27 protein-coding genes are annotated in these 26,098 nt (G+C 72.6%); 10 read left to right on the top strand and 17 right to left on the bottom strand.

Going from position 1 to position 26,098, the window contains the following annotated elements; all coding sequences use genetic code 11:
* Positions 1-11: 11 nt before the first annotated feature.
* The 3 genes from ACIHEI_RS12600 to ACIHEI_RS12590 form a co-directional block, all read right to left on the bottom strand.
* Entirely contained in the window at positions 12-1,217 is a 1,206-nt protein-coding gene (locus ACIHEI_RS12600) for an MFS transporter (RefSeq protein ID WP_396606605.1), read from the bottom strand.
* Between the two features lie 174 nt (positions 1,218-1,391).
* A complete protein-coding gene (locus tag ACIHEI_RS12595; protein WP_387634531.1) occupies positions 1,392-1,814 on the bottom strand; it encodes a universal stress protein in 423 nt (140 codons plus the stop codon).
* A gap of 294 nt (positions 1,815-2,108) precedes the next feature.
* Positions 2,109-2,774, bottom strand: a complete 666-nt coding sequence (locus ACIHEI_RS12590; RefSeq protein WP_396606604.1) for an alpha/beta fold hydrolase — start codon at positions 2,772-2,774, stop codon at positions 2,109-2,111.
* Between the two features lie 100 nt (positions 2,775-2,874).
* On the opposite strand from ACIHEI_RS12590, the gene ACIHEI_RS12585 reads away from it, so the two are divergent.
* Positions 2,875-3,849 carry a helix-turn-helix transcriptional regulator gene (locus ACIHEI_RS12585; RefSeq protein WP_396606603.1) on the top strand — a complete coding sequence of 325 codons (975 nt, stop codon included), beginning with the start codon at positions 2,875-2,877 and terminating at the stop codon, positions 3,847-3,849.
* On the opposite strand, the gene ACIHEI_RS12580 is transcribed toward ACIHEI_RS12585, so the two are convergent.
* From ACIHEI_RS12580 to ACIHEI_RS12555, 6 genes are all read right to left on the bottom strand, one after another.
* Positions 3,839-4,474: a LysE family translocator gene (locus ACIHEI_RS12580; RefSeq protein WP_396606602.1), complete on the bottom strand. Its 636-nt coding sequence runs from the start codon at positions 4,472-4,474 to the stop codon at positions 3,839-3,841. The two genes, ACIHEI_RS12585 and ACIHEI_RS12580, sit on opposite strands and share 11 nt — an antisense overlap.
* A gap of 6 nt (positions 4,475-4,480) precedes the next feature.
* Positions 4,481-5,308 (bottom strand): DUF3626 domain-containing protein, encoded by an 828-nt coding sequence (locus tag ACIHEI_RS12575; protein WP_396606601.1) that lies wholly within the window; start codon positions 5,306-5,308, stop codon positions 4,481-4,483.
* A 116-nt stretch (positions 5,309-5,424) separates the two neighbouring features.
* Positions 5,425-7,158, bottom strand: coding sequence for an SDR family oxidoreductase (locus tag ACIHEI_RS12570; RefSeq protein ID WP_396606600.1), 1,734 nt, complete (start codon positions 7,156-7,158; stop codon positions 5,425-5,427).
* Positions 7,155-7,988: a M24 family metallopeptidase gene (locus ACIHEI_RS12565; RefSeq protein ID WP_392944366.1), complete on the bottom strand. Its 834-nt coding sequence runs from the start codon at positions 7,986-7,988 to the stop codon at positions 7,155-7,157. The genes ACIHEI_RS12570 and ACIHEI_RS12565 overlap by 4 nt, the downstream gene beginning before the upstream one ends.
* Before the next feature lie 21 nt (positions 7,989-8,009).
* Entirely contained in the window at positions 8,010-8,927 is a 918-nt protein-coding gene (locus tag ACIHEI_RS12560) for a PDR/VanB family oxidoreductase (RefSeq protein WP_396606754.1), read from the bottom strand.
* 416 nt (positions 8,928-9,343) lie between these two features.
* The gene (locus tag ACIHEI_RS12555; RefSeq protein ID WP_396606599.1) at positions 9,344-10,261 is read right to left on the bottom strand and encodes a metal-dependent hydrolase; all 918 of its coding nucleotides are present in this window, start codon (positions 10,259-10,261) and stop codon (positions 9,344-9,346) included.
* 195 nt (positions 10,262-10,456) lie between these two features.
* Here ACIHEI_RS12555 and ACIHEI_RS12550 point away from each other — a divergent pair, with 195 nt between their 5' ends.
* On the top strand, positions 10,457-11,008 hold the full coding sequence (locus ACIHEI_RS12550; protein ID WP_396606598.1) for a pyridoxamine 5'-phosphate oxidase family protein: 552 nt from the start codon (positions 10,457-10,459) through the stop codon (positions 11,006-11,008).
* Between the two features lie 61 nt (positions 11,009-11,069).
* Here the strand turns inward: ACIHEI_RS12550 and ACIHEI_RS12545 are convergent, their stop codons facing one another.
* Entirely contained in the window at positions 11,070-11,558 is a 489-nt protein-coding gene (locus tag ACIHEI_RS12545; protein ID WP_396606597.1) for a MarR family winged helix-turn-helix transcriptional regulator, read from the bottom strand.
* A gap of 79 nt (positions 11,559-11,637) precedes the next feature.
* Here ACIHEI_RS12545 and ACIHEI_RS12540 point away from each other — a divergent pair, with 79 nt between their 5' ends.
* A complete protein-coding gene (locus ACIHEI_RS12540; protein ID WP_396606596.1) occupies positions 11,638-12,510 on the top strand; it encodes a haloalkane dehalogenase in 873 nt (290 codons plus the stop codon).
* A 188-nt stretch (positions 12,511-12,698) separates the two neighbouring features.
* On the opposite strand, the gene ACIHEI_RS12535 is transcribed toward ACIHEI_RS12540, so the two are convergent.
* On the bottom strand, positions 12,699-13,637 hold the full coding sequence (locus ACIHEI_RS12535; protein ID WP_396606595.1) for an alpha/beta hydrolase: 939 nt from the start codon (positions 13,635-13,637) through the stop codon (positions 12,699-12,701).
* Positions 13,638-13,742: 105 nt separating this feature from the next.
* On the opposite strand from ACIHEI_RS12535, the gene murG reads away from it, so the two are divergent.
* Complete coding sequence (gene murG, locus ACIHEI_RS12530; protein ID WP_396606594.1) at positions 13,743-14,912, top strand: undecaprenyldiphospho-muramoylpentapeptide beta-N-acetylglucosaminyltransferase; 1,170 nt, start codon at positions 13,743-13,745, stop codon at positions 14,910-14,912.
* Here murG and ACIHEI_RS12525 read toward each other — a convergent pair whose 3' ends face one another.
* Positions 14,913-15,863, bottom strand: coding sequence for a GlxA family transcriptional regulator (locus ACIHEI_RS12525; protein WP_396606593.1), 951 nt, complete (start codon positions 15,861-15,863; stop codon positions 14,913-14,915).
* A 103-nt stretch (positions 15,864-15,966) separates the two neighbouring features.
* Here ACIHEI_RS12525 and ACIHEI_RS12520 point away from each other — a divergent pair, with 103 nt between their 5' ends.
* Complete coding sequence (locus ACIHEI_RS12520; RefSeq protein WP_396606592.1) at positions 15,967-16,992, top strand: saccharopine dehydrogenase family protein; 1,026 nt, start codon at positions 15,967-15,969, stop codon at positions 16,990-16,992.
* Positions 16,993-17,064: 72 nt separating this feature from the next.
* On the opposite strand, the gene ACIHEI_RS12515 is transcribed toward ACIHEI_RS12520, so the two are convergent.
* From ACIHEI_RS12515 to ACIHEI_RS12500, 4 genes are all read right to left on the bottom strand, one after another.
* A complete protein-coding gene (locus ACIHEI_RS12515; protein WP_396606591.1) occupies positions 17,065-17,523 on the bottom strand; it encodes a hypothetical protein in 459 nt (152 codons plus the stop codon).
* Positions 17,524-17,571: 48 nt separating this feature from the next.
* Positions 17,572-18,525 (bottom strand): IS481 family transposase, encoded by a 954-nt coding sequence (locus ACIHEI_RS12510; protein ID WP_396606590.1) that lies wholly within the window; start codon positions 18,523-18,525, stop codon positions 17,572-17,574.
* Positions 18,526-18,669: 144 nt separating this feature from the next.
* Entirely contained in the window at positions 18,670-19,104 is a 435-nt protein-coding gene (locus tag ACIHEI_RS12505; protein WP_396606589.1) for a low molecular weight phosphotyrosine protein phosphatase, read from the bottom strand.
* A 174-nt stretch (positions 19,105-19,278) separates the two neighbouring features.
* Positions 19,279-19,944 carry a TetR/AcrR family transcriptional regulator gene (locus ACIHEI_RS12500; protein WP_396606588.1) on the bottom strand — a complete coding sequence of 222 codons (666 nt, stop codon included), beginning with the start codon at positions 19,942-19,944 and terminating at the stop codon, positions 19,279-19,281.
* Positions 19,945-20,054: 110 nt separating this feature from the next.
* On the opposite strand from ACIHEI_RS12500, the gene ACIHEI_RS12495 reads away from it, so the two are divergent.
* From ACIHEI_RS12495 to ACIHEI_RS12480, 4 genes are all read left to right on the top strand, one after another.
* On the top strand, positions 20,055-20,519 hold the full coding sequence (locus tag ACIHEI_RS12495; RefSeq protein WP_392944392.1) for a PaaI family thioesterase: 465 nt from the start codon (positions 20,055-20,057) through the stop codon (positions 20,517-20,519).
* 91 nt (positions 20,520-20,610) lie between these two features.
* On the top strand, positions 20,611-21,063 hold the full coding sequence (locus ACIHEI_RS12490) for a hypothetical protein (RefSeq protein ID WP_396606587.1): 453 nt from the start codon (positions 20,611-20,613) through the stop codon (positions 21,061-21,063).
* Between the two features lie 20 nt (positions 21,064-21,083).
* Positions 21,084-21,806: a hypothetical protein gene (locus ACIHEI_RS12485; RefSeq protein ID WP_396606586.1), complete on the top strand. Its 723-nt coding sequence runs from the start codon at positions 21,084-21,086 to the stop codon at positions 21,804-21,806.
* Positions 21,807-21,892: 86 nt separating this feature from the next.
* The gene (locus ACIHEI_RS12480; protein ID WP_396606753.1) at positions 21,893-22,495 is read left to right on the top strand and encodes a dihydrofolate reductase family protein; all 603 of its coding nucleotides are present in this window, start codon (positions 21,893-21,895) and stop codon (positions 22,493-22,495) included.
* A 133-nt stretch (positions 22,496-22,628) separates the two neighbouring features.
* Here the strand turns inward: ACIHEI_RS12480 and helR are convergent, their stop codons facing one another.
* On the bottom strand, positions 22,629-24,791 hold the full coding sequence (gene helR, locus ACIHEI_RS12475) for an RNA polymerase recycling motor ATPase HelR (protein WP_396606585.1): 2,163 nt from the start codon (positions 24,789-24,791) through the stop codon (positions 22,629-22,631).
* Between the two features lie 274 nt (positions 24,792-25,065).
* Here helR and ACIHEI_RS12470 point away from each other — a divergent pair, with 274 nt between their 5' ends.
* Positions 25,066-26,067, top strand: a complete 1,002-nt coding sequence (locus ACIHEI_RS12470; RefSeq protein ID WP_396606584.1) for a helix-turn-helix domain-containing protein — start codon at positions 25,066-25,068, stop codon at positions 26,065-26,067.
* Positions 26,068-26,098 lie beyond the last annotated feature (31 nt).

Below are 26,098 nucleotides of genomic sequence, written 5' to 3'. Positions count from 1 at the left end.
CGGTCTTCCCTTCAGCTCACGGCGCCCTTCCGGTCCGTCGCCCAGTGCACCAGGGGCAGCAGCGGCAGCACCGCGGTGAACCCGGCGACCGCCCACCAACCGCCCGCGTGGTACGCGACGGTGCCGAACTCCGAGCCCAGCGCGCCACCGAGGAAGAAGGTGGCGATGAAGACGCTGTTCAGCCGGGCCCGGGCGCCCGGGTCGAGCTGGTAGACCACGTGCTGACCGAGGATCAGCGTGGTCTGCACGGCGACGTCCAGCACGATCGCGGCCAGCGCCAGCAGCACGATGCTGTGCGCCCCGAGGCCCGCGAGCACCGCGCTCCCCGACGCCACCAGCAGCGCCGCCCCCGTCAGCGGCCGGCCGAATCCGCGGTCCGCCCAGCGCCCCGCCAGCGGGGCGACCAGCGCGCCCGCCGCGCCGACCAGCGCGAAGATACCGACACCCGCCTCCGAGTACCCGAACGCCGGACCGGTCAGCTGGAACGAGACGGTCGTCCAGAAGGCGCTGAACGACCCGAAGACCGCCGCCTGGTACAGCCCGCGCTTCCACAGCGCCGGGTGGGTGCGCACCAGCCGCACCGTGGAACGCAGCACCTGGTGGTACGGCAGGTCGGTGGTGGCCGCGTGCTGCGGCAGCGCCCGGTACAGCGCGAAGCCCAGCAGCGCCGTCAGCACCGCCGAACCGAGGTACACCGTCCGCCACCCGGCGGCGCCCGCCACCAGGCTGCTCAGCGTCCGCGACAGCAGAATGCCGGTGAGCAGCCCCGCCATCACCCGCCCCACGATCCGGCCGCGCTCGTGGTCCGGGGCCAGACCGGCCGCGAACGGCACGAGAATCTGCGCCACCACCGAGGTCGCACCACTGACCAGCGAGGCGGCCAGCAGCACCGCGAAACTGCCCGCCGTCCCCGCCACCGTCATCGCCACGGTCGTGACGCCCAGCAGCAGGGCCACCAGCCGCCGCTTCTCGATCCGGTCACCGAGCGGCACCAGGAACAGCATTCCGATCACATAACCGATCTGGGTCACCGTCACCAGCGCACCCACCGTGGTCGTCCCGACCTGGAACACCTCGGCCAGCCGCGCCAGCAGCGGCTGCGCGTAGTACAGGTTGGCGACCGTCATGCCGGTGGAGACGGCGAGCAGCGCGACGAGCCAGCCCGGCACGCCTTCCTGCGCGCGGGGGGTTGTTGTGGTGGTCGATGAGGTGGCCATGGCTGCCTTCCCGGGTGGTTGCGGTTCAACGGCTGCGGCGATCGCAGCGCACAGGTGTATGAGCGCCCGGGGCCGGCCCGCGCTTCCCGTCCGATCGCGATGATCGACGACAACTGTCATCTCTATCGGCGATGACCGATTCCGCGCGGGCAGGCCCCGGCACCCCGGACGCCGTCAGGCGGCGTCCGGCACCAACAGGACCGGCACGTGCGAGGCATGGCCGACCGCGTCCGAGACACTCGGGTTGAACCAGGACGCGACGATCCCCCGGTGGTGCGGACTGAGCACCACCAGGTCGGCCCCCACCCGCTTCACCGCGTCGGAGATCACCTCCGGCACCTGCCCCCGCATCCCGTCCACCAGCTCGCCGTCGACCTCCACCCCCGCCTCCCGCAACACCCGCACCGACTCGTCCAGCACCCGCCGGGCCTCCTCGTTGTCCTCCAGCGTCACCAGACTCGTCCCCACCACCACCGTCGGCGCGAGGTGCAACACATGGACGCTCGCCCCGAAGCGCCCCGCGAGATCGGCAACCGTGGCAACGGCGCGCACCCGGGCGTCGCTGTCGTCGACGGCCAGAACAATGCGTGTGAACACGTGAACTCCCTCTGAACCACTCGAACTTGAAGCCCCCACCCTAGAAACGCACCCCGCCCCGGCTGTCCCCACCACGCACCCACGCCACTCGGTCCGTGCACACCTGGCAGACCATGTGGCGCAGGCCACAGGGCGAGCTCCATCGGGGGTGGGATTCGGAAGGCGGAGGCGTTGCTGTCGCTGTTCGAGCAGGTGGTGAATCTGGTGCGGCGGCATGCGCCGGGTGCGGCGATCGCGTTCAACACCGGTGTGAGCGACAGCGTGGAGGCCGCCGGGCGTTGGCTGTGAGCGGCGTCAGGTCAGGTCGGCGAGGAGGTGGGCGAGTTCGGTGGGCTTGGTGAACATGGGCCAGTGGCCGGAGTCGAAGTCGAGGATCTCGACGTGCTTGGCGGCGGCGAGTTCGGGGGCCTGGCCTGCGGCGATCCAGGCGCGGACCTGGTCGGGGGTGTATTCGGGGCTGACCATGGTGATCGGGACGTCGTAGCGGCGGGGGTCGGTCAGGTGGACGAGGGCGCGGGCGACGCCTTCGGGGACGGGGATGGCGTTGGCGGCGATCTGCTGCCGCAGGCTCTCGTCGATGTCGGCGGCGTCGGGGCCTTCGAAGGGTGCCCAGCCGGGGAACGGCATGACGCCGTCGCGGATTTCGAAGAGGTCGGCGTAGAGCTGGCCGTCCGCCTGCGGGAAGCCGCCGACCATGACGAGTGAGGCGATCCGCTCGGGCCGGGCGTCGGCGGCCAGCCAGCCGAGGTTGCAGTTGGCGGAGTGGGCGACCACCATGACCGGTCCGGAGGCGGCGTCCACTGCGGCGAGGACGGCGGCGAGTTGCTCGTCCAGGGTGGTGGAAACCGTGGCCGGAAGGGTCAACGGCCGGGGCTGGTGGCCGAGTTCGCGGAGGGCGGGGGTGACGGCATGCCAGGCGGTGCCGTCCAGCCAGAGGCCGCCGATGAGCAGGATGTCCATGGTGAGCTCCCGAAGTCGAGGGGATGTGATCCAAAGGCTAGGTGCGGTTCAGGACGATCCACTTCCTGATTGTCGGCGCGGTCGGCCTAGGCTGGCGGACATGCCGACAGGAACGAGCCCCACCGCCCGCGCGCTGCGCACCCTGGAGATCCTGCGGGCCCGGCCGGGGACCACGGCGGAGGAGTTGGCGGAGAAGCTCGGGGTGACGGACCGGGCGGCGCGGCGCTATGTGGCGATCCTGCGGGAGGCGGGGATCCCGGTGGAGTCGGAGCGTGGACCGTACGGCGGGTACCGCTTGCGGCGGGGGACGCGGCTGGCGCCGGTGGCGTTCACCCAGGCGGAGGCGTTGGGGCTGGTGATGGCGGTGCTGGACGGGCGTCCGGCGGCCGGTGAGCCGGGCGATCCGGTGGGGGCGGCGCTGGACAAGGTGGTGCGGGTGCTGCCGGAGGAGGTCGGGCGGCAGGCGGCGGCGCTGCGCGAGCATGCGGCGGCGGCGCCGGATCCGTGGGCGGTGTACCCGGATCCGGCGGTGGTGAACACGCTGGTGGAGGCGGTGGCGGCGCGGCGGCGCGCGGTGATCACGTACCGGAGCGGGGCGGGCAACGAGTGGCGGGCGGAGGTGGATCCGTGGGCGGTGGTGGCGCGCCGGACCCGCTGGTACCTGCTGTGCCATTCGCACCGGGCGGGCGCGACGCGCACCTACCGGATCGACCGGGTGCTGGCGGCCGAGGAGACCACGACGGGGTTCCGGATGCCGGACGACCTCGACCCGGTGGCGCTGCTGGAGGAGCATCTCGGCTCGGGCTGGGCCTTCCCGACGCACGTGCTGTTCGACGCCCCGCTCGACCGGGTCGCGCCGTGGATCAACGCGCCGATGGGTCGGCTGGAGGCGGCGGGCGAGCGCTGCGTGCTGCGCGGCAGCACCCGCAACGCGGCGATGTACGCCCAGGAGTGGCTGGCCGCCGTCCCGTTCGACTTCCGGGTGCTCGGCGGCCCGGAACTGCGGGCCGCGGTGGCGGCGGCGGCGAACCGGCTCGCCGCCGCCGTGGCGGAACCCGACGGCCTCAGTCGCTGAGCGCGAGCTTGACGCCGAAGCCGAGGACGGCGGTGCCGGTGACCCGGTCGAGCATCCGGCGGGCGGCGGGGCGGCGCAGCCAGTTGCGCAGGGTGTGGGCGAAGCCGATCAGGACGGCGGACCACAGGGTGCCCTCGATCACGTGCACGGAGGTGAGCAGGACACCGGCGGGCAGGTGCGCGACCCCGGCGGGGATGAACGGGGGCAGCACGGCGACGTAGAACACGCCGACCTTCGGGTTGAGCAGGTTGGTGAGCGTGCCGCGCCGCCAACCCGCCCACCAGCCACCGGGGTTGTCGCCCTCCTCGGATTCCGGAAGGGCCTCCTGGTGGCGGTTGCGGAACATCTGCACGCCCATCCAGAGCAGGTAGCAGACGCCGGCCCAGCGCAGCGTCTCGTACGCGGCGCGGGAGGCGGTGAGCAGCACGCTGAGGCCGGCGGCGGAGGCGGTGCCCCAGATCATCGTGCCGGTCTGGATGCCGAGGACGACGCCCCAGGCCTGCCGGCGCCGGCCGAGGGCGGCGGTGCGCAGGATGAGGGCGGTGTCGAGGCCGGGGGTGAGGGTGAGCAGGCCCACGACCAGGGCGAAGGAGGCGAGGGGCGCGGCCATCAGGGTCAGATCCATGGACTGTCAGCCTACGGGCCGGCCGAATCGGGCCAGGCAGTGCCATACCTTCTTGAGTTCCTGCGGGTCGTGCTGCCCGCTGCGGACGGCGGCGCCGATGACGGCGGGGTCGAGCACGCCGTCGTGGGCGATCTTCGCGCCGAGGGCGGTGATGTGCGGGCCCCGGTAGTCCTCGTACTGCTCCAACTCGTGCGCGAGCAGCCGGTGGCCGGGATGCCATTCGAGGCGGCAGGGCAGCGCGCGGGCGGCGGTCTCGACGGCGGTGCCCCGGTAGCAGGGGTCCAGGACGAGCGCGTCGAGGTGATCCAGTATCCGTACGGTGCCGTGCAGTTGGGCTTCGACGTAGGCGTCCAGCAGGTCCTGTTCGTCGGCCTCCGCCAGGGCGATCAGGGCCATCGCGTCGGCGGTGCCGAAGTGTTCGGGTTCGAAGACGCTGTCGGGGTAGCAGAAGGTGGCCCGGTTCAGCGTGTCGGGTGCGAGGCGGAAGTGCGCGGAGCCGAAGCGGGGTGCGCCGCCGTAGGGGCTGCGGAGGTGGTTGAGCGCGCCGTAGACGGGGCGGCGCTCGGCGGGGGCTTCGTCATAGGCGCCGCCGAAGATCCGGCTCTCCCACGTCCAGCGGTCGCCGCCGGGGTGGGCGGTGAGGCCGCCGTTGCTGGTGCCGGTGGAGAACTGGGAGCGGTACACGCCGTCCCGGGCGAGCGACTCGAGGATCGGCACTCCGTCGAACTCGCGGTCGGGGTGGAAGTTGAGCGTGACGTCGATCCCGGCGGGCAGCGGGTCGCCGCTGCTGAGGGCGGCGACGTGCCGCAGGGCTCGGGTTTCGGGTGTGTCCATGGACGGCAGTCTCGCGCCATGACGCGGGCGCGGCCAAGCCGGTTTTCCCCGCGCAGGCGGGCGCGGCGCGGCCGGTTCCCCCACCGGCCGCGCGGCGCCCGCCAACTGCCGCGTCCTCACCCGGCGTTGATCCGGGCCGCCTTCCTGAGCAGTCCGGGGCTGAGCCGGCCGAGCAGCCGGGCGGCCTTGGCCTCGATCGTGACGGGGACGACGGCCTTGCGGGTGCGGACGGCGCGGACGATCTCGGCGGCGACCTTCTCCGGCGGGAAGCCCCGGCGGGCGTACATCTTGGACACCCGGGCCTGCTTGGCGGCCTGTTCGTCCTCGCCGAGGCCGGAGAAGGTGGTGGTGCGGGTGATGTTGGTGTTGACGATGCCGGGGCAGATGGTGGAGACGCCGATCCGGTGCGGGGCGAGTTCGGCCCGTAGGCAGTCGGAGAGCATGTACACCGCCGACTTCGAAGTCGCGTACGCGGCAAGCACCTTGGACGGCAGGTAGGCGGCGGCGGAGGCCAGGTTGACGATGTGCCCGCCCTGTCCCTGGTCGACCATCAGCTGTCCGAAGGCGCGGCAGCCGTGGATGACGCCCCACAGGTTGACGTCGAGGACGCGCCGCCACTCCTCCTCGGTGGTCTCCAGGAACGTCCCGGAGTGGCCGATGCCCGCGTTGTTGACCACCACGTCGGGCACCCCGAAGTCGGCGGCGACCTGCTTGGCGAACGCGTCCACGGCCGCGCCGTCGCTCACGTCCACCTGGTACGCGCCGGACTTGACGCCGGACAGTGCGCACAGTTCGGCGGTGCGCTGCGCGGCGGGCAGGTCGCGGTCGCAGACCACCACCCGGGCGCCCTGGTCGGCGAAGGCCAGCGCGGTGGCCCGGCCGATTCCGCTGCCGCCGCCGGTGACGACCACCAACTCGCCGCCCTCGGACGGCTCCTGGCGCAGCGCGCCATGGTCGCGGGCGGCGAACTCGCGGACCAGCGCCGCGACCTGTGGGCCCTTCTCCAGCAGCGCCGACCAGTGGGTGGCGTTCAGGGTGCGGCGGGTCAGCCGGGGCACCCACTGCTCCAGGCCCTCGGAGAGGAACTCCGAGACGTAGCGGTCGCGTTGCAGGGTGATCAGCTGGACGGGTACCTCGGTGTGGCGTTCGCGCGGCCGGGCGACCGAGGGGCGCATGTTGGCCCGGTACAGCTCGATGCCGTGCACGGCGTCCTTGGCGAGGGTCCGCTGCGGGTGGCCGGGCCGGGGGCGGACGGCCTCCAGGTCCTTCAGCACCCGGGGCCACAGCCGGGCCAGGCCGAGCTTCCACGCGGCGGGCGCGACCACCGGCAGGTGGAACAGGCCGATGTACCAGGAGTGCAGGCCCTGGCGCAGCAGTTGGGAGAGGTGCCGGGGTGTCGGGCGGCGCAGCCGGTGCCGGATCCAGTGGCCCATGTGGTCCAGGCACGGGCCGGACATGGTGGTGTAGCTGGCGATCCGCCGGTACGAGCCGGGGGCGGTGACCGCCTCCCAGGACTGCACGCTGCCCCAGTCGTGCGCGACCACGTGCACCGGCCGGTCGGGGCTGACGGCGTCGGCGACGGCGAACAGGTCCTGCCCGAGCAGCTCCAGCCGGTAGTCCTCCCGCCCGGCCGGCACGCCGGACGCGCCGGCGCCGCGGGTGTCGTAGCGCACCACGTGGTGGTCGGCGGCCAGGTCGGCGGCCACGTCGTCCCAGACGCTGTGGTCGTCCGGGTAGCCGTGCACCATCAGCACGGTGGGGTGCGCCGGGTCGCCCTGCTCGTACACGGCGAGCTTCAGCCCGCCGGAGTCGACGGTGCGGCGACGGATCTCGGTGCTGCGGCCGGTCATACGGTGCCCTCCTGGAGTGCCCAGCGCCGCACGTGCGGCAGGTCGTCGTCGAGCCAGTACGCGTCCTCGTCGGTGACCACGAGGAGTTCCTCGAACTTGATGCCCACCTCGCGGAATCCGATGTGCGGTTCCACCGCCCACAGTCCGGGCGTCGGCGCGTGCCGGGACGCCTTGCCGCCGGCCCACAGCGGGGAACGGCCCTCCAGGCGTTCCTTCACCAGTTCCCGTCCGAGGGTCTGGAGCGTCCGCACGCCGAACCCGAACAGGTTCACCCCGGCCGGGCCGCGGGCGGTCATCCTGGTCACCTGGTGGCCGATCACCCGCCCCGGGTACACCTGGTGCCGGTTGTCGTAGCCGTGCTCGGCGATCTGCGCGTCCACCGCCGCGTACACCTGGTCGAGCGTCTTTCGCGCCTTCACCTCGCGCAGGATCAACTCCCGGTACACCCGCAGGTCCTGCGCAAGCCGGTCCCACACCGGGTTCTCGCCGACCTTGCCGCCGTACCCGATGTCGGCCGTGTAGCCGTCCACCACCGGCGCGCAGTCCAGCACGTACGGCATGCCCTCCTTCAACACCCGTGAGCCGGCGAAGAATTGGAGCGGGGTGTGGAAGTGCCGGAACGCGGTCCGGTCGCCGAACCAGGCGAACGGCACGTGGAAGAAGTCCTGCACCCCGGCCTGCACCAGGCTGCGCCGCAGCTTCGCGGTCGCCTGGCGCTCGGTGACGCCGGGCTCCATCCACGCCGCGACCTGCTCCGCGCAGTGGTACGCCAGCTGCTGCACTTCCCGGAACTTCGCCAAGTCCCGCTCGTCAAACGGGAATCGGGGCATCTGTCCGCGCTGCTTCAACGCTCACACCTCCAGCACGAGGGTCTCGCCCTCGGCGGCTCGGGACACGCACGGCAGCATCAGGCCCTCGGCCCGCTGCTCCTCGGTCAGCCTGCGGTCGCGGTGCTCGGGCGTCCCGGACGCCACCTTCAGCACGCACGTCCCGCAGAAACCCTGCTTGCAGGAGTACGCCAGGTCCGGCTTCAACTCCCTTGCCACGTCCAGCGCGGAACGGTCCGCCGGGACGGTCACCGGCTCCCCGCCCTCCCCCAGCCGGATCGTGAACGGCCGCCCGTCCACGATCGGCGCGGCGCCGAACCGCTCGAAGTGCAGCGACGCCGCGGGCGAAGCGTCGAGCGCCCGCTGCACCGCGCTCAGCATCGGCGCCGGGCCGCACACGTACACCGCGGCGCCCCGCGGCGCGTGCGACAGCAACTCGGCCGCGTCCGGCACTCCGTGCACGTCGTCGGTCCTCAGCTCCACCCGGCGCGGGTCGAGCGCCTTCAGCTCGGCAGAGAACGGCAGCGCGTCGGCCGTGCGGCCGGTGTGGATCAACTTCCAGTTGATACCCGCGTGTTGGGCCGCCCGTGCCATCGGCAGCAGCGGCGTGATCCCGATCCCGCCGGCCAGGAACAGCACCTGCGGCTCCCCACAGAACGCGAACCCGTTCCGGGGCCGCCGCACCCGCAACCGCATCCCCACATGCACCTCGTCGTGCACCTCCACCGACCCGCCACCACCATCGGCGATCCGCCGCACCGCGACCCGGTACCCGTGCCGATCTGCCGGATCCCCGCACAGGGAGTAGTGCCGCTCCCGCCCCGAGGGCAACGTCACCAGCACCCGCGCACCCGGCTGCCACTCCGGCAGCATCCCGCCCGAGGGGTCGGCCAGCCGCAACTCGACCACGTCGTCGGCGATCACCTGATGCGAGGTCACCACCAACGACAACGGCGGCACCCCCCGCGACTCCCCCCGCCGGGGGTTCCGACGCAACCCCGGTCGCCCGAGCACCGGACTGTACCAATCACCGAACGCGGTCAGCCGGGCAAACATCCGGTCGGCCCGGGGACGGCCGTACAGGTCGGGCGGCGGGGTTTCGAGATCCATGGGGGTACGACTCCGAGTTCGTGAATGAGGGCTCTGGGAAGTGCCAACAGGGCGCGAGAGCAGATGGGCGCGAAACCAGGGGCGCGGGGAACTGCGCGAAGCGGAAGGCACCCAACCGCAAGATCGCGACGCAGGACAATGACTTGCACGTGAACGCGACCTGACCGTTGCGTTCGCGCTTGTCGCGCAGTTCCCCGCGCCCCTGTTCTCGCGCCCACCTGCTTTCGCGCCCCCTCGTACGCGGCAAGCTAATGAGCGGCCGCAGCCCTTGCCGCAGGCGACTTGGCCAGATAAGCGAGCGCCTGCGAAGAGCTGCCCTCGTTCGTGGGGTGGTACCCGGGGCTGAAGTACCGCAGCGCCGACCGCACGAACCGGGCCGGTTCGGGGAGCAGTCCCCGCCTCGCGGCTTTCCGGGCCTCCCGCCAGGTCGGCACCACCCTCCCGTCCAGCGACGGGTCGGCGGCGAGCATGAAGCGCGCGCCCCGGATCCACAGGTGCACCAGCAGCGGGCCGGAGACGGCCATGCCGCGGATGCGCCTGAGATATCCCGGGTCGAGGTGGCGCATCAAGTCGTAGGCGACGCTGCGGTGTTCGACTTCCTCCGCGCCGTGCCAGCGCAGCAGGTCGACCATGGTGGGGTCGGCCTTGGCGCGGTCGAGGCCGGGCGAGTTGAGGGCCCAGTTGCCGAGGAACGCGGTGAAGTGTTCGATCGCGGCGATGAAGGCGACCCGTTCGATGATGTTCTCGCGGCGCTGGCGCGCGTTCAGTCCGGGCTTGTCGCCGAGGACGCGGCGGAACAGCCAGCTGATCTGGCGGACGTACGGTCGCGGGTCGAGACCCTGCCCGAGCAGGTGGTCGAGGACTTCCTGGTGGGCCTCGGCGTGTATCGCCTCCTGGCCGATGAACCCGAGGACCTCCTCCCGCAGTTGGTCGTCGCGGATCAGCGGCAGCGCCTCCTTGAACACCTTGACGAACCACCGTTCGCCCTCGGGGAGCAGCAGGTGCAGCACGTTGATGGTGTGGGTGGCCATCGGCTCGTCGGGGATCCAGTGCAGGGGGAGCTGCGACCAGTCGAAGTGGACGTCGCGGGGTTCGAGGACGAGGTTGTCGTGCACGGACGCGGGCTGCCCGGGCCGAAGGCTGCGGGAGGGGGTGGGGCGCGGCATGGGGGTGCCTCCTGTACCTGCGACTGGGGGGCTGACGGAGCGGCGGGCCGGCCTCCGGGGAGTCCCGGTGGACCCGTGGGCACAGGGGCAAACTACTCGCGGGTAGCGGGCCCGACAAGAGGTTCGGCAGTTCTTATCAACATTGAGTCTAATAAGCGCTCGATAGGGTGACCCGAAGCCACCCCGGGAGACGCCTTGACCGACCGCACCGAACCCGGCCCGCTGGTCCGGGCCCTGATCGCCCATCCGGTCCTCGCGGCCACCACCTACCCGGCGCCGGACCCGGCCACCCCTGCCGATCCGACCGCCCTGTTCACCGCCTGGCTGCTGGACGCCCTCGCGGCGGGCGTCCCGGACGCGCAGGTGATGACGCTCTCCACGGTCGACGCCGAGGCCCGCCCGGACGCCCGGGTGCTCGTCCTGCGCGACATCGACCCGGCCGCCGGCGCCTGGCACTTCTGGACCGAGCCCGACTCCCCGAAGGCCCGCCAACTCGCCGCCCACCCGGACGCCGCCCTCACCGTCTACTGGCCCCACCCCGGCCGCCAGGTCCGCCTCCGCGGCCCGGTCCACCCCGCCCCGGCCTGCACCACCCCCTCCCCCACCCTCCGCTGCTACGCCCTGCACGCCGTCACCGCCGAGTTCTGGCAGGCCGGCCCGGACCGCGATCACCTCCGCCTGCGCTTCTCCCGCACCGCCACCGGCTGGACCTCCACCAACTGGACCCGCACCGACATCCCGGGCTGACCCACCACCGCCCGGCCGACCGGGATGCACCGCCACACCGCGCCGAGGGCGCGCGGCCTGTTCACATGTCCTGGCCGTGGTGGTGCACAAGGACAGCGAGGAGTCGGGCCAACTGCTCGCGCTCCTGAGGCGTCAGTGGCGCGAGCACCTCGTTCTCCGCTTCGGTCAGCAGTTTGTCCAGCGTCAGCAGTTGGCGGCGGCCCTGCCGGGTGAGGGTAATGACGTTCTGGCGGCGGTCGGCGGGGTTGGGCGAGCGTTCCACCAGTCCGCGATCGGCCAGCTCGTTGATGACCGCGACCATGTCACTGCGGTAGATCCTGGTGCGGGAGACCAGTTCTGCCTGGCTTGCGGGTCCGAACTCGTCCAGTGTGGCGAGTACCGCGAAATGCCACTTGCGGGCGCCCTCCCGCACCAGCTTCTCGTTCACCAGACGATCCGACTGGATCGCGGCCAGCGACAGGAGCCGGGTCCGCAGATTCCACAGCCGCGCGGCAGTGGCCTGCCGGTCGGCCGAACGAGCCGTGTCGGGCGGGTAGTTGCCCATGCCCATATCCCTTGCGCTAGTCACACTAACAAAATACTCTGCCCGGCGAGGGAACGTTAGTGTGACGAACCAATAGGAGGACGTCATGCCGGTGGCGGACGTACTGGACTCGACGATGTTCTACGAGGAGGCGGGCAGCGGCACCCCCTTCGTCTTTCTGCACGGCAACCCCAGCTCGTCCCACCTGTGGCGCAAGGTGCTGCCCGAAATCGACCTGCCCGCCCGCCTGCTCGCCCCGGACTTGATCGGCATGGGCCGCTCCGGCAAGCCCAACGTGCCGTACCGGTTCGCCGACCACGCCCGCTACCTGGACGCCTGGTTCGACCAGCTGGGCCTGGACGGGGTGGTGCTCGTCGGCCACGACTGGGGCGGCGCACTCGCCTTCGACTGGGCAACTCGCCACCCCGATCGGATCCGCGGCATGGCCTTCTTCGAAACCATTGTTCGGCCGATGTCCTGGAACGAGCTGGGCGACGGACCGCGCTCGCGCGCCCAGGCCATGCGCGGACCCCAGGGCGAGACGCTGGTGCTGGACCAAAACGTCTTCCTGGAGTCGGCCTTCACCGGAGGCGTGCTGAACCCGGTCAGCGAGGCGGACATGCAGCCCTACCGGGCGCCGTACCCCACTCGGGAAAGCCGCCGCCCGGTGCTGGAGTGGGCACGCTCGCTACCGCTGGACGGGCAGCCGACCGATGTCGCCGAACGGGTCGAGCAGTATGTCGAGTGGCTGGCCGACAGCGACGAGGTCCCCAAGTTGCTGCTCACCTTCGACTCCTCGCCCACCCTGCTGATCGGCAAAGAGATGGCCGACTGGTGCGCGGAGAACATTGCCGCGCTGGAAACCCGGCACTGCGGACCGGCCGGCCACCACGCCCCCGAGGACCAACCCCAGGCCATCGCCGACGCGATTGGCGCGTGGGCTCGGCGGCACACTCTGACCGACGATCGGCCACGCTGATCACCCAAGCGGTTGCTGAGCCGGCCACCGGGCCCCTTGATCGCGACGACACCGCAGTGGTGCTGCCCGCCATCTCGCGAGAAGAACCTCATGAGGCGCGGATCCACGTCTCGTGAATCCTGCGAGCGGACCGAGCGGACCGAGAGGACCGAGCACACCAGCCACCCACCTGACGTCCGACGCCCGCGTCACTCCATCAGCAGCCGCCGCAGCCACCCGCGCCGAGCCGCGGCCGCCGTGCGGCTGATGGGTGCGTCCGGGGCGAGGGTGTCGAAGCCGTGGCAGGCGCCCGGCCAGACGTGGAGTTCGGCGTTGCCGCCCTGCTGCCACAGGCCGTTGGCGTAGGCCACCACCTCGTCGCGGAAGGTCTCCGCCGAGCCGACCTCCAGGTACGCGGGCGGCAGGCCCGCCAGTGAGGTGGCGCGGGCGGGCGCCGCGTACGGCGGGACGTCGGGCGTGCCGAACCGCGCGCCAAGGGCGGCCTGCCAGGCGGTGGCGTTGGAGGTGGCGTCCCAGGTGTCGTGGCCGGCCAACTGCCGGGCGGACGCGGTGTCGCCGCGGTCGTCGAGCATCGGGCTGAGCAGCAGTTGGCCGAGCGTCACCGGCCCGCCCTCGTCCCGCAGCAGCAGGGCGAGCGCGGCGGCGAGGCCGCCCCCGGCGCTCTTGCCGGCGAGGACCACCCGCGACGGGTCGATCCCCAGCGCGTCGGCGTTGGCGACCGTCCAGCGCAGCGCCTCCCGGCAGGCGTGCAGCGGCTGCGGGTAGGTGGCGTCCGGTGCGAGCGGGTATTCGACGGACACCACCGCGAGCCCCAACGGTTCCGCCAACTCCCGTAGCACGCGCGGCAGTACGGCGTACGCGTTGCCGCCGATCAGCCCGCCCCCGTGCAGGTAGTGCAGCACCGGCAGCCGCCCACGGGCCTCCGCCGGCCGCGCCCACACCACCCCGTCCCCGACGCCCACCGAGAACCGTCCCCCGTCCGTCAACTCCCGCAGCCCGGGCCGCGGTCGGGCCGTCGCGTCGGCCCGCTGCCACTCCCGCAGCCGGTCCGGCGTCAGCGGCGCGGGCACCCCGCCCCGGGCCGCGACGGCCGCCGCCACCTCACGATCCACGTACGCCTCGCGCACCCGTTCCCCACCCTCTCCACCGTTGCGCCACGGAATGTGACGGCCCGCCAGGTAAGCGTGCACCCTGGACCACAGCAGCACAGAACGATCTGGAGGAGGACGCGGATGGCCGGCGAACAGAGGGCGCTCAGGCTGGTGGTGACGGGCGGCGGGACCGGCGGGCACACCTACCCGGCGCTGACGGCGGTGCGGGCGTTGCAGCAGCGGCTGGCGGCGGAGCGTCGCGGCGTGGACGTGCTCTGGGTGGGCACCGCGAAGGGCCTGGAGGCGCGGATCGCGCCGGCGGAGGGGATTCCGTTCGAGCCGGTCGCCACGGGCAAGGTGCGGCGGTCGAGCAATCCGCTGAAGCTGCTGTCCCCGGCGAACGTGCGGGACATGCTCCGGGTGCCGTGGGGCGCGGTCCAGGCCCGGTCGCTGATCCGGAAGTTCCAGCCGGACGTGGTGCTGGCGACGGGCGGGTACGTGGCGGTGCCGGTCGGTCTGGCGGCCCGTTCGTGCCGGGCCCCGCTGGTGGTGCACGAGCAGACGGTGCGGCTGGGCCTGGCGAACAAGGTGCTGGCCCGGGCGGCGACCCGGGTCGCGGTCTCCTCGGAGTCGACGCTGCCCCTGCTGCCGGAAGCCGCCCGCAGCACCGCCGTGGTGACGGGCAACCCGGTCCGCCCGGCGGTGCTGACCGGCCACCCGGACAAGGCGGTGGCGGCGCTCGGCCTGTACGGCTTCGACCGTTCGCTGCCGACGGTGTACGTGACGGGCGGCGCGCAGGGCTCGGCGCAGATCAACGACCTGGTGTCCGGCGTCCTGCCGTGGCTGCTGGAGCGCGCGAACGTGGTCCACCAGTGCGGCCCGGCGAACGAGGCCGACCTGAACGCCCGGGCGGCGCGGCTGCCGGCCCACCTGATGGGCCGCTACTACCTGACGGGCTTCATGGGCGCCGAACTGCCGGACGTGCTGGCGCTGGCGGACGTGGTGGTCAGCCGCAGCGGCGCGGGCACCCTCGCGGAGCTGACGGCGCTGGGCAAGGCGGCCGTCTTCGTCCCGCTGGCCTCGGCCGCGGGCAACGAACAGGCCCACAACGCCGCCCACTTGGAGCAGGCGGGCGCGGCCGTCGCCCTGCTCGGAACGGTCACGCCGGACGACCTCCGCTCGGCACTCGGCCCGCTGCTGGAGGACGACGCACGGCGGGCCGCGATGGCGGCGCGGGCGCGCGAGCACGGCCGCCCGGACGCGGCGGAGCGGCTGGTGGACGTCCTGCTGTCGGTCGCCCGCCCCGCGTAGTCACGCCCGGAAGGTGCGGCGGTAGGTGTCCGGCGGCACCCCGATCGTGCGGTGGAAGTGGCGGCGCAGCGTGGTCGAGGTGCCCAGGCCCGAGGCCGCGGCGATGGTGTCGACACTGTCGTCCGTGGTCTCCAGCAGTTCCTGCGCACGCCGGATCCGCTGCGTCAGCAGCCACTGCAGCGGGGTGGTTCCGGTCACCGAGCGGAAGTACCGGGCCAGGTGGCGCGAGCTCAGGTTCACCCGGCGGGCCAGGTCCTCGACGGTGAGCGGCTCGTCCAGCCGCCGCATCACCCACGGGAGCAGTTCGGCCAGCGGATGGTCGTCCTGCACGGGCACCGGCGTGGTGACGAACTGGGCCTGGCCGCCTGCCCGGTGGGGCGGCACGACCAGGCGCCGGGCGACCACGTTGGCGATCGCCGAGCCGTGGTCGCGGCGGACCAGGTGCAGGCACAGGTCCATCGCCGCGGCCTTGCCGGCGGACGTGAGCACCTGGCCGTTGTCGACGTAGAGCACGTCCGGGTCGACCTCCACCCGGGGGTGGCGCCTGGCCAGTTCCTCGGTGTGCGCCCAGTGCGTGGTCGCGCGCAGCCCGTCCAGCAGCCCGGCGGCGGCGAGCGCGAACACGCCGGTGCACAGCGACACCACCCGCGCCCCCGCCGCGTGGGCCGCGCGTACCGCCTCGACCAGGTCGGCCGGCGGCTCCCGGTCGACGTCCGCCAGCGCGGGAACGATCACCGTCCCGGCGTCCGCCAGCCGTTCGAGCCCGCAGTCCGGCTCCAGCAGGAACCGGCCGACCCGGACGGCCCGCGTGCCGCACACCCTGACCTCGTACCAGGGCCCCGGCACCGCGTCCGGGCGCGAGCCGAACACCTCCTGGGCCAGGGCGAGTTCGAAGTGCAGCATGCCGTCGGTGGCGGCGATCGCGACGGAGCGCGCGGCGGCAGGGGTCATGTCGGAAATTGTACGGGTCGTGTCGTTCCGGACACTGGGCGCCGGATCCCCGAACGGACAGGATCTTCCTGGCAGTTCACTTCGAGCACGCGGGAGCAGACGGATGGTGTCGAGCCGGAACGTGGTGGCGGTGTACGGGGCCTACGGGCACACCGGACGGTTCGTGGTCGCGGAGTTGCACGAGCGCGGGTACCTCCCGCTGCTCGTCGGCCGCGACCGGGACAAGCTGGCGGAGCCGGCCGGGCCGGGCTTCGAAGCACGGCAGGCCTCGGTCGACGACCCGGCCGCGCTCGACCGCGCCCTGCGCGGCGCCGCCGCCGTGATCAACTGCGCCGGACCGTTCGCCACCACCGCCGCCCCGCTGATCGAGGCGGCACTGCGGGCCGGGATCCCGTACGTCGACGTGGCGGCCGAGATCGAGGCCAACCTCGACACCTTCGCCCAGTTCGCGGAACGCGCCCGCGCAGCCGGCACCGTGGTGGTCCCGGCGATGGCCTTCTACGGCGGCCTCGGCGACCTGCTGGTGACGGCCGCGATGGGCGACTGGACGGCGGCGGACGAGGCCCACATCGCCTACGGCCTGAGCAGCTGGCACCCCACCGCCGGCACGCTCGCCGCCGGCGCGGTCTCCGGGCAGCGCCGGGGCGGCCGCCGACTCCGCTTCACCGGTGGGCAGTTGGAGCACCACGACGACGCCCTGCCGACCCTCGACTGGCCCTTCCCGGCCCCGCTCGGCCCGCAGCGCGTCCTCGGCGAGTTCACCATGGCCGACGTCGTCACCGTCCCCAGCCACCTGGCCGTCCCGGAGGTGCGCACCTACATGACCACCAACGCGGCCGCCGACCTGTCCGCCCCCGACGCCCCGGCCCCGACCGCCGTCGACGAACGCGGCCGCTCCGCCCAGACCTTCGTCGTCGACGTCCTGGTCCGCTCCGGCGACACCGAACGCCGCGCGTCCGCCGCCGGCCAGGACATCTACGCCGTCACCGCACCACTCGCGGTGGAGGCCGTCGACCGCATCCTCACCGGCCGCACCCGGACCACCGGCGTCGCCTCCGCGGGCGCGGTCTTCGACGCCCCGGACTTCCTGCGCGCCCTGTCCGCGCACCTCGCGCCGAAGTTCGGCTGACCAGGCTCACCCGGCTTGTTCCACGTCCCAGGGGATTTCGACCGGACGGCGGTGCCTCTCCGGCCGGAACCTTCAGACCGCTTCCTCGAAATTCTTCACGGGAATGCCCGGCAGGCCCGAAACCGGCGCATCGACGGCATCGATGACGTAGTCCCCGTCCTCCTCGTCGGGTGCGTACAGGCGCGCACGCGCCGTCTTTCCCAGCGGGTCCGCGACCCAGTACGCACTCGGATCGATGCACGGGTCGGGGAACAGGACGGGCAGCTGAAGGCGCGCGGCGAGGAGGATCGCGAACTCGGGCTCGGTGGGCCGGCCCTGAACGCTGTCGACCACCGAGATGTCGAGCATCAGGCAGGTGTCGCCGCTCGTCGGGCGGAACTCGCAGATCACCTGCGCTTCCCAGTCGCGCACCTCCCACTCGTCGGAGTGCGCCACGTCGACGTTCTCGGGCGACACGGAGAACTGTTCGGCCAGCGCCGGCTTCAGCCGTTCCGCGCCCAGCGACCCCGTCACGAAAATGTTGTAGATCACGTGCCGACCCACCCCCCGGTGATCGTTCGACGAAAGTGCAGGGGAAACCTAGCTGTTCTGTCCTGTGAGGTTGGGGACGCGGCTGGCGGGTGGTTTGCCTGCGAGTGCGGTGTGTCCGCGGTGGTGATTGTAGGTGTGGAGCCAGGTGGGGTAGGCGTCGCGTCGTTCCTGTTCGGTGCGGTAGGGCCTGGCGTAGGCCCATTCGTCGAGCAGGGTGCGGTTGAAGCGTTCGACCTTGCCGTTGGTCTGCGGCCGGTAGGGCCGGGTTCGCTTGTGGGTGATCCCGGCCTGGGCCAGGGCGTCGCGCCAGGTCCGGGAGCGGTAGCAGGCGCCGTTGTCGGTCAGTACGCGCCGGACGGTGATCCCGGCCCGGGTGAAGTACTCGTTCGCGCGGGTCCAGAACGCGGTGGCGGTCTCCTTGCGTTCGTCGGGCAGGATCTCGCTGTAGGCGAGGCGGGAGTGGTCGTCGACGGCGTTGTGCAGGTAGCTGTAGCCGGCGCCGGAGCGGGTCTTGCGGCCGGCTTCGCGGCCCAGGGTCTTGTGTCCGCCGCCGTCGGGGATGTTGCCGAGTTTCTTGATGTCGACGTGGACCAACTCGCCTGGCGCGCAGTGCTCGTAGCGGCGTATCACCCGGCCGGTTGCGCGGTCGAGGTGGGCGAGGCGGGCGAGCCGGTAGCGGGTCAGCACGCGGTGGACGGTGGCGGGGTTGAGTCCGAGGAGGTAGGCGATGCGGGCGGGTCCCCAGCGGCGCAGGACGCGGACCTTGATGATCCGTCGTTCGGTGCGGGTCGGGGTCCGGCGCGGGCTGTGGTGCGGCCGGCTGGAGCGGTCTTCCATGCCGGCCTCGCCGAGGGCGCGGTAGCGGTCGGCCCAGCGCTTGGCGGTGGTCGGTGAGACCTGGAAGCGTTCGGCGGCCCGCCGCAGCGGCCAGCCGTCCTCGACCACGCAGCGGGCCAGGCGCAGGCGTCCGGTCTCGGTCAGGGGTGCGTTACGGTGTGGCATGAGGGCCTTTCTGGCGCCGGGGTAGATGTCGCAATCCACACCGAGCCAGAAGGCCCTCACTCATTTCAAGACCACCACGCCGTGACCCCTGTCACCAACCTCCGTGGTCAGTACACCTAGCGCACCCCCGGCATTGACGGCCCGTCAGGGCAGATGGATGGCCGCGCCCGCCTCGATCAGCAGGGCGCAGTAGACGAACTCGACGGCGGAGCGGCCCATCGGGTCGGGGACGTCGCGGTCGTGGTCGAGGTAGAGGCGCATCTCGGTGGTGCTGTCGGGGTCGACCAGGGCGTAGAGCCGGTCCAACACGGCGTGGTCCATGGCGAGGACCAGGTCGGCCCATTCGATCATTTCCGCCGTGACGCGGGTGGGGTGGTGGACGGTCAGGTCGTAGCCGAGGACGCCCGCCACGGCGACCATCTCGGGGTGCGCCTCCTGCCACCTGCCGATCAGTCCGGCGGAGCGCACCTCCAGCGCCCCGCCACCGAGGTCCGTGAGCACCCGGGCGGCGAACGGGCTCCGGCAGTAGTTGCCGAGGCAGACGACGAGGATGCGCCTGGGCGGGCTGCTGGCTGGCATCGGGGCCTCCAGGGGGCGAGGGCGGTGCCTGTGATCATCGGCCAGGCCCGCGCCGCTCGGCGGTACGGGCAGCCGGGACGGCCCTGCGGAGTGCACCAACGAGTGGCCGGTGCTACGCCATCAGGTCGATGCGGCTCGACTCCCCCACCAGGACGACGCCGGATCGACGCCGGCTCAGCGCGCCGTGTACGGGTAGCGGTGCAGGAAGGTCTCGACCAGGAACCGGGCCATCGCGGTGAGGCGCTCGGGCGGGTACTCGTCGGGGGCGTTGAGCACGAGCCGGCCGCCTTCCTCAAGTGCCGCCAGCAGCACCCGGATCAGCAGTTCGATGTCGAGATCGGCGACGTCGGCGGTGTCGGCGTCGTCGGCGTCGCGGAGGAACCAGCGGACGGCGTGGGCGAACTGCTCCCGGACCAGCGCGTCGCTGCGTTCCTTGTACCTGCGCACGGCGGGCGGTGAGCCGTCCACCGGGAGCAGGATCGCGCGCCAGCGGCTCGGGGCGGTGACCACCGCGTCGTAGTAGCCGCGGGCGACGCCGGTGAAGACCTCGACGGGGTCCGCTCCGTTCAGGTCGCGCGGCAGCGTGGCCGCGATCTGGGCCTGGGCCCGCTCCCCTTCGCGTTCGAGCAGGGCGCGCAGCAGGTGGTCCGCGTCGGTGAACTGCCCGTAGACCACCGGCCGGGTGACCCCGGCGGCCTTGGCGACGGCATCGACCGAGACGGCTGCCACGCCGTCGCGGTTGATGATCTCCAGTGCCGTGTCCAGGAGTTGCTCCCGCCGCTCGGCGGGGGCCATCCGCGGGGCGTAGGGGCGCTTCGCGGGCGTGGGCGGTCGAACCATGGCGCCAGCCTATCTTGTGAAAGCTTCACATCTGTAGCTACAGTCCTGAAGCAATTGCTCGAGCCGCCGCCACCAGGCTGAACGCGGCCACCCCGCAGGACAGGAACACCATGACCAACCAGGCAACCCCGCTCGACCCGCTCCAGGACCTTCCCGCCGAACTCACGGACCATGTCGCCGAGTTCGGCGCCCACCCCGACCGCATCCCGCTCGGCCGCCTCGCCGAACGGATGGGCATCCGCATCCTCGAAGCCACTCCGGACCGGGTCGTGGGCACCATGCCGGTCGACGGCAACCAGCAGCCGTACGGCCTGCTGCACGGCGGCGCCTCCGCCGCCCTCGCGGAGTCGCTCGGGTCGATCGGCGCGGCCCTGCACGCCGGGCCCAACCGCTACGCGGTCGGCGTCGACCTCAACGCCACCCATCACCGCCCCGCCACCGACGGCCACGTCACCGGCATCGCGACCGCCGTCTTCCGCGGCCGCACCGCCGCCACCTACGAGGTCGCCATCACCGACGCCGCCGGAAAGCGCATCAGCAGCTGCCGCCTGACCTGCCTGCTGCGCGACGCCTGACGGACCCACCGCCCGGCGAACAGCCCGCGACGGAGGACGCCCCTCGGGACGCGACTCCGCTCCGGCAGCAGAACCGCTACCATCCCGGCCCATGAACAACGAAGGATCGGTGCCACCGGCGGGACAGTGGCCGCGACTTCCCTGGTCGCGCCGGGTGCTCCTGGCGATCACGCTGCTGGTCGGGCTGGTCGGCGGCTGGCTGACCGGCCGCCACATGTCGGCGGCGCCGGTCCTGGGGCCGGTGACGTTCGCGGCATTCATGGCCCTCGCGCTGGCCGGGCGGAAGGCCCCCCGCACCCGCGCCCCGATGTTCGGAGGGTGGACGGCCGCCGTGGTCGCCACCCTCACCTTCGCGCTCGGGGCGGCCGCCGGGGCGGCCGACCTCCGGCCGCTGGCGCTGGCGGCGGCCGCCGCGGTCTGGCTGGTGCAGATCGCCAGGAAGTACCGTGAGCGGCTGCCGCGAGCCACCGACGAGCCGCGCGAACAGGCCCTGCGCGAACGCCCGCTCGACACCCCGCAGGACGCGAACGAACCACTGCGGTAGAGCAGTTAACATCCCTGCCCATGGACTACCAACGTTCGATACCCCCGGCAGGGAAGTGGCCGCGCCTGTTCTGGCTGCGCTGGGTGGGCCTGGCGGTCGCCGTGCTGGTCGGGCTGGTCGGCGGCTGGCTGACCGGGGCGGGGTACCGGGAGCAGCCGGCCGCACTGGTGATGGCGGCGTTCACGTACGGGGCCTTCATGGCCTTCGCGGCAGCCGGCCTGGACACCATTGAGCACATCCATCCGGTGTTCGGACCATGGACGGCCACCCTGGCCGCCGTGTTCACCATGGCGGTCGGGGCGACGGTCGGGATGCCCAGCCCCTGGCCGTTGCCGGTGGCGGTGGCCGCCGCGGTCGGGGTGGTGTTCACCGCCCGGAAGGATCGCAGGCGGCGGCTGTCCTGCCTGAACCAGCCTCGCGAACGCGCCCTCGCGGAACGGCGGTTCGCCGCCGAGGCGGTGACCCGCCGGGCCGTGGTGGTCGCGATCGGCAAGTCGCTCGAAGAGATCGACAACTGGGGCCGGACGGCCACCACCCTGACACTCCGCTATACCGACGGGCAGGACGGGGAACCCACCGTCCGCGCCAGGTACGAGTTCCGGGTGCACCTGCCACCGCAGCTCGGTGCGAAGGCCACCGTCCGCTACCTGGCTGAAAACCCGACCGACCGCCGCGTCCGCCTCGACCCGCCCGAGCTCCCGGACGACACCCCGCAGGACACTCCGCCACCCGGCTCCCGCTGAACGGCCGCCCGGCTGCCTAGCATCGCCGGGGGAACACACAGCCGTCGAAGCCACTGGGAGCCCTCGTGGGAATCGTCACCGCCAACATGGCCATCTCGCTGGACGGGTTCACCGCCGGGCCCGACCAGAGCCTGGAGTACCCGTTCGGCACGGGCGCCCGGGAGGCCCTGACCTCCTGGATGTTCGAGACCGACCGGCCGGGGCGTGAGCAGGACGCGCACCTGCTGGGCGTGCTGCACGCGAACACCGGCGCGCACATCATGGGGCGGAACATGTTCGGCCCGGGCCGGGGCGCCTGGGACGAGAGCTGGACGGGCTGGTGGGGCGCCGAACCGCCGTACCACGCGCCGGTGTTCGTACTCACCCACCACCCCCGCAAGCCGCTCCCGATGGCCGGCGGCACCACCTTCGAGTTCGTCACCGACGGCATCGAGGCCGCCCTCGACCGGGCCCGCGCCGCCGCCGGCGAGCAGGACGTCGAGATCGCCGGCGGCGCCGCCACCGTCCGCCAGTACCTCCGGGCCGGCCTGCTCGACGAACTCGTCCTGCACCTCGTCCCCGTCACCCTCGGCGCCGGCGAACGCCTCCTCGAAGGCCTCCGGATCGCCCTGGAGCCCGTCGAGGTCATTCCCTCCGAGACCGTCACCCACCTGCGCTACCGGGTGCTCGGCCCGAACACCGCAGACTGACTACGCGTCGGCGATCGCGGTCAGCACCCGGGTGCGGGCGGCCTTGGCGGCGGGGACGACGTATTCGGGCGGCGGTTCCTCGGTCGTGCGATCGAGTATGGGTGAACCGCCGCCCGTCCACGAGCAGTTGACGTCAGCGCAGGATCGCGAGCTGCCCGGTGGCGCGGGTCATCGCCACGTAGCGGTCCACCGCGCCTTCGATGCCGTCGCCGAACGCCTCGGGGTCGACCAGCACCACCAGGTCGAACTCCAGACCCTTGACCAGCTGGGGGCTGAGCGAGCGGGCCCGGGGCAGGCCGAGGAAGGTGGGGTCGCCGATGACGCAGGCGGTGCCCTCAGGGTGTTCGGCCAGCCAGCGCTCCAGCAGCTCGTCGCGCAGCGCGCGGGTGCCGTGCAGGACGGGCAGGCCGCTGCGGCGGACCGAGGTGGGGACGTTGGCGTCGGGCAGGGCGGCCCGGATGACGGGCTCGGCCTCGGCCATGACCTCTTCGGGGGTGCGGTAGTTGACGCTCAGCGAGGTGAGGGTGGTGCGGTCCAGGCCGGCCCGCTGAAGGCGTTCGGTCCAGGATTCGGTGAAGCCGTGCCGGGCCTGGGCGCGGTCGCCGACGATGGTGAAGGAGCGGGACGGGCAGCGGGCGATCAGCATCTGCCATTCGGCGTCGGTGAGTTCCTGCGCCTCGTCGACCACGATGTGCGCGAACGGGCCGGCCAGCAGGTCGGGGTTGACCGGCTCGGGGTCGGAGTGGTCGATCAGGGCGTCGCGCAGGTCGGCGCCGCCCAGCATCATGGTCGCGCCCTCGCCGTCGTCGTCGGAGTTGAGCAGGTGGTCGACGACGCCGTCCATCAGTTCGCGTTCGGCGGCCAGGCGGGCCCGGTGGGCGCGCTGGCGGCGGTCGGCGTCGGTGTCGCCGAGGCGGCGGCGGGCGGCGTCCAGCAGCGGCAGGTCGGAGAGCGTCCAGGCGGCGGGGTCGGTGCGCTGCAGGGTGCGGATCTCCTCGCGGCTCAGCCAGGGCGCGCACAGCCGCAGGTAGGCGGGGACGGTCCACAGGTCGCCGACCAGGTCGGTGGGTTCGAGGATCGGCCAGGCCCGGCGCAGCGCGCCGAGCAGTTCGCGGTCGCGGCGCAGTTCGCGGGCGAGCATCTCGGGCGAGATGCCGTGCTCCTCGTCCTCGAGGGCGTCGGCGTTCTTGTCGATCAGGATGGTGATGAGTTCGTCGAGGATCGTCTCGCGGGCCTCGTTGTGCGGGGTGCCGGGGCCGACGGCGGAGAAGGCCTCGGCCCAGTCCTCGGGCTGGACCGACAACTCGTACCACTCGATGGCGAGTTTGCTGGCCTCGGTGGGCGGTTCCTCGTAGATCCGGACGGCCTGCTCGATCGCATGGACCATGCCGGCCGTGGCCTTCAGCCTCGCCACCTCGGGGTCGGGCTCCTCCGCGACCGCCGCGCCCTCGGGGAGCAGGTCGCGCAGGGTGCAGGTCTGGACGCCTTCCTCGCCGAGGCTGGGCAGCACGTCGGCGACGTAGGCCAGATAGGGCTGGTGGGGACCGACGAACAGGACGCCGCCCTTGCGGTGGCCGAGCCGCGGGTCGGAGTACAGCAGGTGGGCGGTGCGGTGCAGGGCGACGACGGTCTTGCCGGTGCCGGGGCCGCCGTCGACGACCAGGGCGCCGCGCGAGCCGGCCCGGATGATGGCGTCCTGGTCGGCCTGGATGGTGGCGAGGACGTCCCGCATCCGCTCGGACCGGGCGGAGCCGAGGCTGGCGATGAACGCGGACTGGTCGTCGAGGGCGGCGTGGCCGTCGAGCGCGTCGGCGGTGAACACCTCGTCCCAGTAGTCGCCGACCTTGCCGCGCTGCCAGCGGTAGCGGCGGCGGCTGGTGAGGCCCATCGGGTTGGCGTGGGTGGCGGCGAAGAACGGTTCGGCGGCGGGCGAGCGCCAGTCGATCAGCAGGCGCTGCCCGTCGGCGTCGGCGAGGCCGAGGCGGCCGATGTACACGGGTTCGGTGCTGTCGGCGTGGACGATCCGGCCGAGGCACAGGTCGGTGCCGAAGCGGCGCAGCGTGCGCAGCCGGGACGAGATCTGGTGGATCTCGTTGTCGCGGTCCATCGCCTCGCGGCCTGCTCCGCCCGGGCGGCGGCGGACCTCGTCGAGCCGGGCGGTCAGTTCGGCGATGTCCTGTTCCAGGGTCGCGGCGATGGCCGCGAAGTGCCGTTCGTCGTCGGCGATCAGGGCCGGGTCCGCCTTGGCGGCGAGCCGCTCGGGCAACTCGAAGGCGCTGGTCGTCTGCTGGCTCATGTGGTGCTTCTCCGATCCCCTGCCGGGTGTTTCGCGCGTTTCGCCCCGCTTGTTCCTATTGCGCGGGTTTCCCGGATTCAGTCAGTGATTGTGCGCTACCTGGGGGGCCTTGCCGCAAGGCCCCCCGTCCGGTATAAGTTTGAATAGCGGCAGGAGAGCATCGGCTCCCTGCCTCTTCTGTTGCCCGGGGGCCTGCACCGATACCGCGCCTGACCTGCGATGATTGGGGCCGACACGGCGAGTGGCCGGAGGGCAACGGAAGGTGGGACACGCCATGGCCGCGGCGACGGAGAGCGTCGGCCCGTTCGCGGAACTCCGGCCGCAGGAGCGGTTCGAGCTCTGGCGCGATCTGATCGCACTGACCAGGGACTGCGACACCACCACCCCAGACACCGACCGCTTCGACGCCGAACTGCGCCGCTCCGAACTCGGTCCGGTGACCTTCCTCGGCACCTCCTTCCCGTCCGCCCGGTTCCGGCGCACCGACGCCCGGGTGCGGCGCTCCGACCCCGGCGTGTTCCACCTGACGCTCGTCCAGCACGGGGCGCTGGCCCTGCACCGCGACGGCGAGCCGACGCAGGTGTTCCGGCCCGGCGAGCTGACCATGCTGGACAGTTCCCGCCCGTACGAGCTGCGCGCGCTCGGCGAACGTGCCGGGGCGGACGGCGAACCGCGGGTCCAGGGCGTCGGCATCGACTTCCCGATGGCGCTGCTGCCGATCCCGCCGCACCGGCTGCGCCGGCTGATCGGCCGGGGCATCCGGGCGTCCGAGGGTACGGCCGCGGTGCTCGCGGACTTCCTGCTCAGCGTGGACCGGCAGGCCCCCGTCCTCGGCCCGGCGGTCGCCGACCGGCTCGGCCCGATCGCGGTGGACCTGGTCGCCGCCTGGCTGGCCGATGAGCTGGCGGACGACGCCGACCTGCCCGAGACCGCCCGGCAGCGCGCCACCGTCGAACAGGTCCGCGCCTTCGTCCGCCGCCACCTGCACGACCCCGAGCTGTCCCCGGCCGTGATCGCCGCCGCCCACCACATCTCCGTCGGCCACCTGCACCGCCTGTTCGCCCTGCACACCGACGGCGACACCGTAGCCGCGTGGATCCGCCGCCTGCGCCTGGAGAAGGCCCACCGCGACCTCGCCGACCCCGCCCTGCGCACCGTCCCGATCGGCACCATCGCCGCCCGCTGCGGCATCCCCCGCCCCGACGACTTCAGCCGCGCCTTCCGCACCGCGTACGGCCTCGCCCCGCGCGACCACCGCCGGCACGCCTGCCCGTGAGCCGTTCCTGAGAGGTGACGCCTCGCCAACC

The organism is Kitasatospora sp. NPDC051984 (genome assembly GCF_044593455.1).
Lineage (GTDB): Bacteria > Actinomycetota > Actinomycetes > Streptomycetales > Streptomycetaceae > Kitasatospora.
This window is presented reverse-complemented; position numbering and strand designations above follow the sequence as displayed.

Excerpts from the sequence above, each read along its gene's own strand:
- ACIHEI_RS12520 (WP_396606592.1), top strand. The coding sequence starts at position 15,967 with ATGGTGTCGAGCCGGAACGTGGTGGCGGTGTACGGGGCCTACGGGCAC.
- ACIHEI_RS12480 (WP_396606753.1), top strand. The coding sequence starts at position 21,893 with ATGGCCATCTCGCTGGACGGGTTCACCGCCGGGCCCGACCAGAGCCTG.
- ACIHEI_RS12495 (WP_392944392.1), top strand. The coding sequence starts at position 20,055 with ATGACCAACCAGGCAACCCCGCTCGACCCGCTCCAGGACCTTCCCGCC.
- ACIHEI_RS12505 (WP_396606589.1), bottom strand. The coding sequence starts at position 19,104 with ATGCCAGCCAGCAGCCCGCCCAGGCGCATCCTCGTCGTCTGCCTCGGC.
- ACIHEI_RS12500 (WP_396606588.1), bottom strand. The coding sequence starts at position 19,944 with ATGGTTCGACCGCCCACGCCCGCGAAGCGCCCCTACGCCCCGCGGATG.
- ACIHEI_RS12545 (WP_396606597.1), bottom strand. The coding sequence starts at position 11,558 with ATGGGCATGGGCAACTACCCGCCCGACACGGCTCGTTCGGCCGACCGG.
- ACIHEI_RS12525 (WP_396606593.1), bottom strand. The coding sequence starts at position 15,863 with ATGACCCCTGCCGCCGCGCGCTCCGTCGCGATCGCCGCCACCGACGGC.
- ACIHEI_RS12510 (WP_396606590.1), bottom strand. The coding sequence starts at position 18,525 with ATGCCACACCGTAACGCACCCCTGACCGAGACCGGACGCCTGCGCCTG.
- ACIHEI_RS12580 (WP_396606602.1), bottom strand. The coding sequence starts at position 4,474 with ATGGATCTGACCCTGATGGCCGCGCCCCTCGCCTCCTTCGCCCTGGTC.
- ACIHEI_RS12565 (WP_392944366.1), bottom strand. The coding sequence starts at position 7,988 with ATGCCCCGATTCCCGTTTGACGAGCGGGACTTGGCGAAGTTCCGGGAA.
- helR (WP_396606585.1), bottom strand. The coding sequence starts at position 24,791 with ATGAGCCAGCAGACGACCAGCGCCTTCGAGTTGCCCGAGCGGCTCGCC.
- ACIHEI_RS12585 (WP_396606603.1), top strand. The coding sequence starts at position 2,875 with ATGCCGACAGGAACGAGCCCCACCGCCCGCGCGCTGCGCACCCTGGAG.
- ACIHEI_RS12600 (WP_396606605.1), bottom strand. The coding sequence starts at position 1,217 with ATGGCCACCTCATCGACCACCACAACAACCCCCCGCGCGCAGGAAGGC.
- ACIHEI_RS12540 (WP_396606596.1), top strand. The coding sequence starts at position 11,638 with ATGCCGGTGGCGGACGTACTGGACTCGACGATGTTCTACGAGGAGGCG.
- ACIHEI_RS12470 (WP_396606584.1), top strand. The coding sequence starts at position 25,066 with ATGGCCGCGGCGACGGAGAGCGTCGGCCCGTTCGCGGAACTCCGGCCG.
- ACIHEI_RS12590 (WP_396606604.1), bottom strand. The coding sequence starts at position 2,774 with ATGGACATCCTGCTCATCGGCGGCCTCTGGCTGGACGGCACCGCCTGG.
- ACIHEI_RS12555 (WP_396606599.1), bottom strand. The coding sequence starts at position 10,261 with ATGCCGCGCCCCACCCCCTCCCGCAGCCTTCGGCCCGGGCAGCCCGCG.
- ACIHEI_RS12490 (WP_396606587.1), top strand. The coding sequence starts at position 20,611 with ATGAACAACGAAGGATCGGTGCCACCGGCGGGACAGTGGCCGCGACTT.
- ACIHEI_RS12570 (WP_396606600.1), bottom strand. The coding sequence starts at position 7,158 with ATGACCGGCCGCAGCACCGAGATCCGTCGCCGCACCGTCGACTCCGGC.
- murG (WP_396606594.1), top strand. The coding sequence starts at position 13,743 with ATGGCCGGCGAACAGAGGGCGCTCAGGCTGGTGGTGACGGGCGGCGGG.
- ACIHEI_RS12485 (WP_396606586.1), top strand. The coding sequence starts at position 21,084 with ATGGACTACCAACGTTCGATACCCCCGGCAGGGAAGTGGCCGCGCCTG.
- ACIHEI_RS12575 (WP_396606601.1), bottom strand. The coding sequence starts at position 5,308 with ATGGACACACCCGAAACCCGAGCCCTGCGGCACGTCGCCGCCCTCAGC.